Source organism: Xanthomonas arboricola pv. juglandis (assembly GCF_905367715.1).
In the GTDB taxonomy this organism is placed as follows: domain Bacteria; phylum Pseudomonadota; class Gammaproteobacteria; order Xanthomonadales; family Xanthomonadaceae; genus Xanthomonas; species Xanthomonas arboricola.
The window spans coordinates 1,945,696-1,957,562 of the sequence record NZ_HG999362.1 but is presented as its reverse complement, the minus strand read 5'-3'; the positions used below and the strand labels follow the sequence as shown (position 1 = coordinate 1,957,562).

Annotated in this window: 9 protein-coding genes; 1 reads left to right on the top strand and 8 read right to left on the bottom strand. The window is 66.8% G+C overall.

The features are described from left to right. Positions 1-9: 9 nt before the first annotated feature. The 3 genes from KHN93_RS08520 to ligA all read right to left on the bottom strand — a co-directional run bounded on the left by KHN93_RS08520 (position 10) and on the right by ligA (position 4,313). Positions 10-696: a DUF3011 domain-containing protein gene (locus KHN93_RS08520; RefSeq protein ID WP_102253929.1), complete on the bottom strand. Its 687-nt coding sequence runs from the start codon at positions 694-696 to the stop codon at positions 10-12. 156 nt (positions 697-852) lie between these two features. After that, positions 853-1,815, bottom strand: a complete 963-nt coding sequence (epmA, locus tag KHN93_RS08515) for an EF-P lysine aminoacylase EpmA (RefSeq protein WP_104559183.1) — start codon at positions 1,813-1,815, stop codon at positions 853-855. Beyond that, positions 1,812-4,313: an NAD-dependent DNA ligase LigA gene (gene ligA / locus KHN93_RS08510; protein WP_104559182.1), complete on the bottom strand. Its 2,502-nt coding sequence runs from the start codon at positions 4,311-4,313 to the stop codon at positions 1,812-1,814. The genes epmA and ligA overlap by 4 nt, the downstream gene beginning before the upstream one ends. A 176-nt stretch (positions 4,314-4,489) precedes the next feature. Between ligA and KHN93_RS08505 the strand changes: the two genes are divergently transcribed. Then, entirely contained in the window at positions 4,490-5,614 is a 1,125-nt protein-coding gene (locus tag KHN93_RS08505) for a pyridoxal phosphate-dependent aminotransferase (protein ID WP_104559181.1), read from the top strand. 201 nt (positions 5,615-5,815) lie between these two features. Here KHN93_RS08505 and KHN93_RS08500 read toward each other — a convergent pair whose 3' ends face one another. From KHN93_RS08500 to rpsR, 5 genes are all read right to left on the bottom strand, one after another. Continuing rightward, positions 5,816-6,220, bottom strand: coding sequence for a hypothetical protein (locus KHN93_RS08500; RefSeq protein ID WP_104559180.1), 405 nt, complete (start codon positions 6,218-6,220; stop codon positions 5,816-5,818). A gap of 187 nt (positions 6,221-6,407) precedes the next feature. Further along, positions 6,408-7,145: a cell division protein ZipA gene (gene zipA, locus KHN93_RS08495; protein WP_104559179.1), complete on the bottom strand. Its 738-nt coding sequence runs from the start codon at positions 7,143-7,145 to the stop codon at positions 6,408-6,410. A gap of 56 nt (positions 7,146-7,201) precedes the next feature. Beyond that, positions 7,202-10,705, bottom strand: coding sequence for a chromosome segregation protein SMC (smc, locus tag KHN93_RS08490; protein ID WP_104559178.1), 3,504 nt, complete (start codon positions 10,703-10,705; stop codon positions 7,202-7,204). Between the two features lie 206 nt (positions 10,706-10,911). Further along, a complete protein-coding gene (rplI, locus tag KHN93_RS08485) occupies positions 10,912-11,361 on the bottom strand; it encodes a 50S ribosomal protein L9 (protein WP_016904199.1) in 450 nt (149 codons plus the stop codon). A gap of 270 nt (positions 11,362-11,631) precedes the next feature. Beyond that, positions 11,632-11,862 (bottom strand): 30S ribosomal protein S18, encoded by a 231-nt coding sequence (gene rpsR, locus KHN93_RS08480; RefSeq protein ID WP_005991243.1) that lies wholly within the window; start codon positions 11,860-11,862, stop codon positions 11,632-11,634. Between the last annotated feature and the right edge of the window lie 5 nt (positions 11,863-11,867).

The following is an 11,867-nucleotide window of genomic DNA, read 5'->3' as shown; positions in this document are numbered from 1 at the left end:
TTGAGCGTCTCAGTCGACGATGAACTCGGCGCGGCAGCCGTCGTTGACCCACACGCCGTCGCGGCTCCAGCCCCAGGTCTGGCCTTCCACGCATTCCTTCTTGGAGATCTGCCGGCCTACCCGCACCTGGCGCTCCACCGAGATCCCGCAGGTGCGGCGCGCGCCCTTCTTCGATTCGCAGGTCACCATGCGTGGCATGGCCACGAAGCCGGAACCGTCCTCGGCAGCGACCTCGAATTCGCCATCGCAGCCGCGCGAGACCCAGATTTCGTTACGGCGCGCACCCCAGCTGCGGCCTTCCTTGCACGGCCACACCGAGCGCTGGCGTAGCAGTCGCACCGGCGCACCACGCAGCACCACCGGGCACACCACCTTGCCGCCGTTGGAATCGCAGCGCACCACGCGGCGCATCTGCGGAGCGCTCAACACCCGCGCGGCCGCAAACTCCGCACGGCAGCCCTGTTCGACCCAGACGCCACCGCGTTCGATGTCCCACTCGCTGCCACGGATGCAACTGGTCTCGGACAGCTGGCGCACCAGCTGGACGCCGTGCTCGGTATCCATCGCACAATGCACGCGCGCCATGTCCTTGGACTCGCAACGGACGACGCCGGAGGCGCGATCCGCCGCACGCGCATCGGCCAGCATCAGCAGCGGCAAGCACCACAAACCGCATAAGCTGATCAGCCACTTCATGCCGACAATCCTCACCCAAACACACTCTGCGCCGCGCCCCCGTGGACGCCACGATGAGAGCATCATCGATGTGAAGATAGCAATACGGTGGCGATGACAGCGGGATGGCAGCCGGCGCGCGCCCTGTGCCGCGCAGACACTGCGCGCCGCCGCGGGTCAGGCGCGGGCGAACGCGAAGGCCAGCACATCGGCAATCTGCGTGGTGCCGCGCATGGCCATCAACAGCCGGTCCACACCGACCGCCACGCCCGCGCAATCGGGCAGTTGCGACAACACCGCCAGCAGCCGCTCATCCACCGGCAACTGCGGCAATCCGCGCGCCGCACGCACCGCGTTATCGCGCATGAAACGCGCACGCTGCTCCTGCGCATCGTTGAGCTCGTGGTACCCGTTGGCGACCTCGTAGGCGCCCAGATACAGCTCGAAGCGCTCGGCCACCGGCGGCTCCCCGGGGCGGATGCGCGCCAACGCGCACTGGCTGGCAGGCCAGTCGTGCACTACGGTCAGCGTGTCGCTGGCAAAGCCCGGCTGGAGGCGATGGGTCATCAGCAGATCCAGCCAGTCGTCGCGGGTCAGGCCATCCGGATCGATGGCGATGTCGTGTAGCGGTGCGCGCAGCGTTTCGATCGAATCGCTTAGCGGGTCGATGCCCAGCGCCTGCACGAACAGCGTGCGATAACTCAGCACCTGCACCTGCGCCTGGCGCCCGACCAGCGCAAGCGCGCAGCGCACCAACTCAACGGTCTCCTGTGCCAGGGCGCGATCGTCCCAACCCACCCGGTACCACTCGAGCATGCTGAACTCGGGATTGTGGCGGCCGCCGGCCTCGCCATTGCGGAACACCCGCCCCAGCTCGTAGCAATCGCCCACCCCGGCCGCCAGCAGCCGCTTGAGCGGATATTCCGGCGAGGTGCGCAACCAGCGCACCGGCGCGCCGGCATCGACATGGCCGCTGAAGCGCGTGCTGAAACTGTCGATATTCGGCTCGGTGTTGCCGGCCTCCGACAGCACCGGCGTCTCCACTTCCAGCACGTCGCGCTCGGCGAAGAAAGCGCGGATCAGCGCGTTGAGCCGCGCGCGCAACCGCAACGCGTCCAGATCGACCTGCGTCGCGGTCATGGTTGCTGGCCGTGCTCGCCGAGGAAGGCCAGCAAGCGCGCCTCGTCCCAGATCTCCACGCCCAGCGACTGCGCCTTGTCCAGCTTGGACCCGGCTTCTTCGCCGGCCACCAGAAACGCGGTTTTCTTGGAGACGCTGCCGGCGACCTTGGCGCCCAGCGCTTCCAGCCGTTGCTTGGCCGCATCGCGGGTGAGCGCGGCCAGGGTCCCGGTGATCACCACGCTCTGGCCGTCGAGCGGGCCGGTTTGCAGCGCGTCGGCGTCGGGCAGACGCGACAGCACCGTTTCCATCGCCTGCTGCGCAGCGCTTGCCAAGGCCGCATTTTCCGGCCGCTCCAGCCATTGCAGCAGCGACGCCACCACCGGCGCGGGAACGCCGGCCTGCAACAAGGCATCGGACCCGGCGCTGCGCAGCGCATCGAAGGAGGCCACCGCGGCAGCCAGCTGCTGCGCACGCACCGGCGTCACCTTGGGGATATCCATGTCCTGCAGCACGCTGGCAAAGCTCAGCGCCTCGCGCAGTTTAGGCGATGGCGGATGCGCATCGCCGATGCGCACGCCGCGTTGCAGCAGGTCGTCGATGGCCTGCTGATTGCCGGGCTGGTCAAAGAAGTGCCCGAGCGAGCGCGCCACCTCGCCACCGATGTCGGGCACGCGCTTGAACAGCGGCCAAGGCAGATGGCGGATCAGCTCCAGATCGCCGAACCACGCCGACAAGGCCTTGGCGGTGCTCTCGCCGACATGCTCGATGCCGAGCGCAAACAGGAAACGCTCCAGCGTGGTATCGCGTGATTGCTCGATCGCCTCGATCAGGTTTTCCGCCCACTTGGTGGCGATCTTCTTGCGGTTCCAGTCGAACGCCGGCAGCCCGGCGCGCAACAGATCCGCCTGCCAGGTTTGCGGCGCCTCGCGCTCGCCGGCCAGGTCCACCCCGATGCCGACCACGGTGTTTTCCAGCTCGCCGTACGCACCGCTGGCCAGATGCTCGCGCGCCTCGCGCAGGAACGCTTGCGGGCTTTCGGCAGTGCTGATCATGCGCAATTGCAGCAGCTGGTCCACGTTGAGCAGATACAGATCGGCCACGCCCTGCACCACGCCACTGTCGACCAGCACCTCGATGAATTTTTCGCCCAGGCCATCGACATCCATCGCGCGGCGCGAGACGAAATGCCGGAACGCTTCCTTGCGCTGCGCCGGGCAGGTCAGCTCGCCGGAGCAGCGCCACACCGCCTCGCCTTCCTCGCGCACGATCTCCGACCCGCAGACCGGGCATTGCGTGGGCATCTGCCATGGCTGGGTGCCGGGCGGCCGTTGCTCGGCAACCACGCCGGCCACTTCGGGAATCACATCGCCCGCACGCCGCACGATCACCGTATCGCCCACGCGCACATCCAGCCGCGCGATCTGGTCGGCGTTGTGCAGCGTGGCGTTGGTGACGATCACCCCGGCCACGTGCACCGGCTTGAGCCGCGCCACCGGCGTGGCCGCACCGGTACGGCCAATCTGGATCTCGATCGCCTCCACCGTGGTGGACTGCTCCTGTGCCGGGAACTTGTGCGCGATCGCCCAGCGTGGCGCACGCGAGACAAAGCCCATCTCGCGCTGCCCGGCCAGATCGTCGAGCTTGTAGACCACGCCATCGATATCGAAGGGCAAGCCATCGCGCGCCTCACCGATGCGTTGGTAATACGCCAACAGGCCGTCGCTGCCCTGCACCACCTCGACCAGGGCGCTGACCGGGAAACCCCACGCGCGCAACTGCGCCAGGATCGCCGAATGCGTCTGCGGCAACGCACCTTCGCTCACTTCGCCCACGCCATACGCAAAGAAACTCAGCGGTCGCTGCGCAGTGATGCGCGCATCCAGCTGACGCAGCGAGCCGGCGGCGCCATTGCGCGGATTGGCCAGCACCTTGCCGCCCTGCACGCGCATCTGCGCGTTGTAGGTCTCGAAGGCGGCACGCGGCATGTACACCTCGCCGCGCACCTCCAGTACCTGCGGCCAGCCTTCGCCACGCAGGCGCAGCGGAATCGCCTTGACGGTACGCAGATTGGCGCTGACATCCTCACCGGTGGCGCCGTCGCCCCGCGTTGCGCCCTGCACGAACTCGCCGCTTTCGTAGCGCAGGCTGATCGCCAGGCCATCGAGCTTGGGCTCGGCCGAGAACAGCGGCTGCTTCACCTCCAGCCGCTCGCTGATACGCCGTACGAACTCGGTCACTTCCTCGTCGCTGAAGGCATTGCCCAACGACAGCATCGGCAGGGCATGGCGCACTTCGGCAAAGCGCGACGCGGCCAGGTGGCCGACGCGCTGGGTCGGCGAATCGGCGCTGGCCAGCTCCGGGTGCGCCGCCTCCAGGGCTTCCAGTTCACGCATCAGGCGGTCGTAGTCGACGTCGGCCATCTGCGGCTCGTCGAGCACGTGATAGCGGTAGTTGGCGTCCTCGATACGATGACGCAGGGCGCCGATGCGCTGAGCGGGATCCGGGCTGACAGTCATACGATCGCTGGGCTGGCTCTGGGCCGCCCATTCTAACGGGCCGTGCCGGTGTGCAAGTGCTGCCGGACCGCCGACCAAACCGGGCGACAGCGAGCCCGGCAGCGATTTCCCGATAGGCAGACAGGCACAAACCCGCTAGCGTGGCGCCCTCTTTGCCTGCTCGCCTGGAGCTCACCGTGCCGTTGCCCGTTTCGCGCCGTTCGTTTCTCAGCCTTGCCAGCGTTGGCGTGGCGATCTCCGCACTGGGACTGGCACCCGCGGCCGAGGCAGCCCGCAAGCGTGCCGCTGCGCCTGCCAAGCCAGGCGTGGCGCCGGCAGCGGGCGCGGTGTTTCTCAATCTCAACGAACATCCGCTCGGCCCCTCGCCCGCCGCAGTGGACGCGGCAACGCGCTCGCTGGCACGTGCAGGCCGCTATCAGTTCGAGATGGAACAGGACCTGCGCAACCTGATGACCGGCGAGCTGCAACTGCCCGGCGACCATCTGGCGTTCTTTCCCGGCTCCAGGGACGCACTGCTGCGTGCCGGCAGCCTGTTCACCTCGGCACGTGCCGGGCTGGTGGTGGCCGACCCGAGCTTCGACCCGATCATCGACAGCGCCACCGCCCGCGGCGTGCCGGTACGCAAGGTACCGCTGCGGGCCGATGGCGCGCACGACGTCAAGGCGATGGCCAAGGCCGACCCGTCCGCCGGCCTGATCTACCTGTGCAACCCCGGCAACGCCAGCGGCGCCATCACCCCGCGCGCCGATATCGAGTGGCTGCTGGCCAACAAGCCGGCCAGCGCAGTGCTGGTGGTCGACGAGGCGTATATCCACTACAGCAACGAGCCGTCCGTGGCGGACCTGGTGCGTCAGCGCCAGGACCTGATCGTGCTGCGCAGCTTCTCCAAGCTCTACGGCATGGCCGGCCTGCGCCTGGGCGCCGCGCTGGCGCCGCCGGGGCTGCAGACCAAGCTCGCCAGCCTGGGCAGCAACCCGTTGTCGGTACCGGCAATGGCCGCCGGCATCGCCAGCCTCCGCGACCCGCAACTGGTGCAGACCCGCCGCGCGGAGAACGCCCGCGTGCGCGATGACACCATCGCCTGGCTCAAGAGCAAGGGCTACACCTGCCTGCCCACGCAGGCCAGCTGCTTCCTGCTCGACGTCAAGCGCGACGCCGGCGTGTTTGCCGATTCGATGCAGAAACAGGGCGTCATCGTCGGCCGCAGCTGGCCGATCTGGCCCAAGCGGGTGCGTGTGAGCGTCGGCACCGAGGCGGAGATGCTGCGCTTTCGCGAGGCCTTTACCAAGGCCAAGCGCTGATCGCCAAGCACGGAGTGGCCATCCCTTCCCCTCTCGGGAGAAGGTGCCCCGAAAGGGCGGATGAGGGTACGCCTCGGAGATCTACCAACACCTGTAATGACAAACGCGTCGCCACGCGCCGGCAGACCTGGATCACCGACTGCTGCACTGCTTCGCCTCCGCACCCTCACCCCTCTCCCGCCGGAGAGGGGCGTTGATTTCCTATCGCGTGGGAGTTGGAAGCGGCGCGGCAGCATTCGGACGCAGCACGCGCCGGATCCACACGTAGCTGAGCGCAAACGTCAGCGCCATCGACACCGCAATCCACACCAGGAGCTGGCGCAGTATCGGCGGGCCCTGAAAGATGCGTGCGTAGTAGCTGGCATCCAACAGCGCGATCGCATGCGGCAGGAAGACAGTGACGATAGGCGTTGGCACTGGCGCAACCAGCAGCGTCACCGCAGCGGCAAACCCGATCGAGCTCCATTGCGCGCGATGTGGGCTTGTCGACGCGCCTTTGCGCAAACGCAGCGCAATCCGCGACACCACCCATAGCAGCGGTGCGGCCAGGATGGCCCACACCGCCAGCAACATCAGCACCGCCAGCGCGCCCTGCAAGCTCCACATCGTTCACCTCTACGCTAGGACGCGCCCTGCGGCAGGTCGCGACTTAGACCGCGTATGGACGACTCACGGTCGGGATGACTCACGGTCAATGGCTCGCAACCACTGGTCAGCGACGCTCGATCACCAGCGGTGCGCAATCACCACCCACGCACATCACCAGCAGCGCGCACTTAAAAGCAACACGCACTCACCAGCGCGGCGACTTGGTCAGCGGCGGTGCCTGGTGCTGGCGATCGTAGGCGCGCAGTTCGTCGCGGATATGCGCCACGCGCTGGCGGCCCAGCGCATTGCGGCTGTCGTCCAGCACCACGCCGTCGAGCAGTTCGGCCATGCGCTGCACGGTCGGCAGCATCTTTTCCCAGGCATCCAGCGCGGTCATCGGCGCCGGCAAGGTGAGGAAGAACGCAATCGCCGGGGTCTGCATCTCGCGGATGTTGGCCATGTCGAAGCTGCCGGGCTTGAGGATGCTGGCCATGCTGAAGATCGGCCCGCGCTCCGGATGCCCCTCCACCAAACGGTGGAAGACATTCATGTGACCGAACACCAGCCCGGTCTTCTCCGCAGCGACCACCACATCTTCGCCGCGCAGCACCTGGCCGGCCTTGGCGGCCACGAACAGCGAGACGATCTTGTCGAAATCCTGGTTGGGCCGCTTGCCGACATCGTTGCCGCCGGCCGCATCGGCATCGGCATCGTCCAGGTTCAGTTCGCTTTGCTCGGCGCCTTCATTGCGCTCGAACGGGTCGCCGTCCACGCCAGGCTCGCTGGAGATCACCGGCTCGCGGCGCTCGCGCGGTTGCCCGTCGTCCTTGTCGACCCGGCGCCCTTGCGGCGATTTTTTCGGGCGACCAAACAGGAAGATGGCCGCGACCAGCAGCAGTCCAGCGATCAGGATCCCGATCCGGATCATGGCCATGTCGGACATTCAGCGTGCCTCCGCATAAGAGTGACAGGTGTCGATATTCCGACAAGCATGGCACGTCATGCCGCACCCGCCAAACGTGCGGCCTCTTCCAGGTCCACGCTGACCAGGCGACTGACGCCCGGCTCGCGCATGGTCACGCCGGAGAGCTGGCGCGCGGCCTCCATCGTCGCCTTGTTGTGGCTGACGAACAGGAACTGCACCTTCTCGCTCATTTCCCGCACCATGTTGGCCAGGCGGCCGACATTGGCTTCGTCCAGCGGCGCGTCCACCTCGTCGAGCAGGCAGAACGGCGCGGGATTGAGCTGGAAGATCGCAAACACCAGCGCCACCGCGGTCATCGCCTTCTCGCCACCGGACAGCAGCGAGATGCTGGACACGCGCTTGCCCGGCGGGCGCGCCATGATGGTCACCCCGGTGTCGAGCAGGTCTTCGCCGGTGAGCTCCAGATACGCATGACCACCGCCGAACAGGCGCGGATACAGTGCCTGGACGCCGGAATTGACCCGGTCGAAGGTGTCCTTGAAGCGGCCGCGGGTTTCGCGGTCGATCTTGCGGATCGCCTCTTCCAGCGTCTCCAGTGCGGTGTTGAGATCCAGATTCTGCGCGTCCAGATATTCCGAGCGCTGCGCCGCTTCGCCGTACTCCTGGATCGCGGCCAGGTTGACCGGTTCCAGCCGCCGCATGCGGCCGTCGATCTGGCCAACTGCGGCTTCCCACTCGGCCACGTTCGCGGCTTCCGGCAATCCATTGACGACGTCCTCGAGCACGAAGCCGGCTTTCACCACGGCGGCCTCCAGTTGCTCTGCGCTGAGCACCAGCGCCTGCTGGTCGAGCTTGCGCTGCGAGATGCGCTCGCGCTGGGCCAGCGCCTGTTCGTCTCGCTGCTGGCGAGTCTGCTCGTAGCTGCGCAGCTCGCCATCGATGCTCTCCAGCATGGTGCGCGCTTCGCTCAGCACGCGCTCGGTGCGCACACGCTCGCTCAACGCGGCCTGGTGCTCGTGCTCCAGCGTTTCCACCGGCGAGTCGCCGTCGCTGAGCTGGGCGACCAGGTCCTCCAGGCGCGTATCGAGCTGGCCGCGCTGGCTGTCCATGCGTTCCAGCGTCTGGCTCAGCGAGGTGATCTGGGTACGTTGCGATTCCAGCGTCAGTGCCAATGCATGCATCGCATCGCGCACGCCACGTGCGGCATCGCGGGCCTGATCGCGCGCATCGGTGAGCTGACGGCGTTCGTTCTCCAGCGCCTCGCGAGTGCCTTGCAGGTCGCCCATCAGGGTCACCGCGTCTTCGAGCTTTGCGCGCGCCTCGCGTGCCTGTTCGCGGCTGGTGTCCAGCGTTTCCAGCAGCTGCGACAATTCGTTTTCGATGCGTTCGATGCGCGTGCGCGCGGCATCGACCTTGCCCTGCTGACTCTGCAGCTGACCGGCCAGTTCGGACACGCTGCGGTGCGCCATATACAACTGGCGCTGCGCATCTTCGCGTTGCTGTTCGGCCGCCAGCAATTGCTCGCGGAAGCTGCCCAGGCGCTGCTCGAGTTCGGCCTCGCGCTCCTGCAGCGTTTCGATCTGCGCACGCAGCTCCTGAATCTCGCGCTCGCGCAGCAAGGCGCCCTGTTTGGCGGCACCGGAGCGCGACACCCGCACCCAGCCCTCGCCCAGTCGCTCGCCGCTGCGGGTGATGACCGAATCGCCTTCGGGCAGGCTGCGCTGCAGCGTACGCGCGGCCCCCAGATCCTCGGCCGCGTGCAGGCGCGCGAGCAGGCGACGGATCGCGATCGGCCCCTGCACCTTGGCCGCCAGCGAGGTCGGCGCGAAGCTCGCGTTGTCGCTGGCACCGGACACCAGCGCGATGCGACCCTCGCCCAATTCGCCCAGCGCATCGACCAGTTGCTCCGGCGCATCCACCAGCACGCCTTCGATCAACTGCCCCAACGCGCCTTCCACCGCGTTTTCCCAGCCGCTTTCGACCGTGATGCGCTCGCCGACACGTGCGGCAGAATCCAGCCCGCGTGACTTCAGCCACGCCACTGCGGCGCCCTGCTCCTGGCCGAGTGCGGCCTGCTGCAGGGTTTCCAGCGACGACAGCCGGCCACGCGCAGCCTGCGCCTGCTTGCGCACGTCGGCCAGTTCGCCCTGGCTGGCGCGCTGTTGTTCCTGTAGCCCGCCGAGCGCGTGCTTGCGCGCTTCGACCTGCTCGGTCAGCCCGTCCAGCGAAGTCTTCTGGGTTTCGTGGCGCAGCTCGATCTGCTCGAACGCCTCGGCCAGCGCATCCAGGTCCAGCCCCGCGCGCTCATTGACCAGCGCTTCGCGGCGGCGCTCGGCCTCCAGCGACTGGCGATCGAGATAATCGACGCGCGTGCGCTCCACTTCGCCGGCACGCGAGGCTTCGCCGGTGTCGCGGTTATGGGTTTCCCAGCGCTGCTGCCAGTCGGCCAGGCGCGCTTCGGCCTCGCGTAGCGACTCCTGGCGGAATTCGTGGTCTTCGCGCAGCTGTTCCAGTTGCGGTTCGGCAGCGTCCACCGCCTCGCGCAACACCGCCAGCCTGGCCGAATCGCCGCTGATGTGCTGGGTCAGCTCCTGCAACTGGCTCTGCGCCTCGTCGCGCGCCTTGTGCAGGCGATGCGAGAGCTCGCGCTGATGCTGGATCTGCTGCTCGATGCGCGCCAGCGCGCCACCAACCTGATAGACATCGGCCTGCGCCTTGGCCACCGCTTCGGCGGCTTCCTCGCGACGCGCGCGCCCGGTTTCGATCCGCGCCTCGGCATCGCGCTGTTCGGCGATCAATTGCTGCAGCCGGGTCTCTTCCTGATTCAGTTTTTCGCGCAGGCCCTGCAACCGGCCATCCAGGCCGCGGTATTCCAGCGCCTTCCACTCGGCGTCCTTGATCCGGCGCTCTTCCTGCAAGGCCTGATACTGCTCGGCCTGGCGCGCCTGGCGCTGCAGATGCGCCAGTTGCTTGGTGATCTCTTCGCGCAGGTCGCCGAGGCGATCGAGGTTCTCGCGGGTATGCCGGATGCGCGTTTCGGTTTCCTTGCGGCGCTCCTTGTACTTGGAAATGCCGGCGGCTTCTTCCAGATACACGCGCAGGTCTTCCGGGCGCGCCTCGATGATCTGGCTGATCATGCCCTGCTCGATGATCGAGTAGCTGCGCGGCCCCAGGCCGGTGCCCAGGAACAGGTCGGTGATGTCGCGGCGCCGGCACTTGGTGCCGTTGAGGTAGTAGGCGCTGTTGCCGTCGCGACTGACCAGGCGCTTGACCGAGATCTCGTTGAACGAGGCGAACTCGCCGCTGATGGTGTGATCGGAATTGTCGAAGATCAGCTCCACCGTCGCCTGCGACACCGGCTTGCGCGCCGAGGAGCCGGAGAAGATCACGTCGGTCAGCGAGTCGCCACGCAGGCGGCTGGCCGAACTTTCGCCCATCACCCAGCGCACCGCATCGATGATGTTGGACTTGCCGCAGCCGTTGGGACCGACGATGCCGGTCATGTTGGTGGGCAGGTGCAACGTGGTCGGGTCGACGAACGACTTGAAACCGGACAGTTTGATCGTGGACAGGCGCATGGGACTGAAGGTTCCGGGCACCGCACGGGCGAGGCCGGCAGGCGCTTTTCCTGTGAAGCCGCCCCTAAGCCCTTGATCCACAAGATCTATGGGCCGTGGAACCGGCAATGGAGCATGAGTATAGCGGCCCTGGCATCGCTGGCGTGGCCGCAGAAAGACGAAGGGCGCCTAACCAGGCGCCCTTCGGGTACAGCGTGCAGCGTGGATCAGGCGTCGGATTCGACGATGACCTTGACCGAGGTTTCCACATCGGCGTGCAGGTGCAGCACAACGTCGTACTCGCCGACATTGCGGAATGCGCCTTCGCCCAGGATCACTTCGCTCTTTTCCAGCGGCAGGCCGGCGGCGGTGAACGCCTCGGCGATGTCGCGCGGACCGACCGAGCCGTACAGCTTGCCTTCGGTCGACGCATGCGCGCCGATGGTGACGCTGGCGCCTTCGAACTTGCCGGCGCGGCTCTGTGCATCGGCCAGGATGGTGTTGGCCTTGGCTTCGTAATCGGCACGCTTGGCTTCAAACGCTTCGACGTTGGCAGCGGTGGCCGGAACGGCCTTGCCCTGCGGCACGAGGAAGTTGCGGCCGTAACCCGGCTTGACGCTGACCTTGTCGCCCAGGCCGCCGAGGTTGGTCACTTTCTGCAGAAGAATCAGATCCATGGTGGTGCTCCGTTATTCGTTAGCGCCGGCGCTTTGGCCGACGCAACGTTTGCTGTCCGAATAGGAGAAGCCGGGAATCGGGATTGGGGAATCGGGAATCGTAAGAGCCCGACCGGCACCGCACCTTTAATTACCGGACTTCTATCAAGTCAAGAGCCCGCATAGTGATGTGCGGGCCGTTGTGAGGACTCACATGCGGCCGCATGGCCTATTGCGAGAACTCACTTCATTCGTGCGGACCGCTTTGAGCGCCCCGCAACTAACGACTGATTAAACGTCGTGATTGTCCGTGTACGGGATCAGCGCCAGGAAACGCGAGCGCTTGACGGCCGTGGCCAGCTGACGCTGGTACTTGGACTTGGTGCCGGTCACGCGGCTCGGCACGATCTTGCCGTTCTCGGTGAGGTACTGACGCAGGGTGTTGAGATCCTTGTAATCGATCTCTTTCACGCCCTCGGCGGTGAACTTGCAGAACTTGCGACGACGGAAGAACTTAGACATGACAG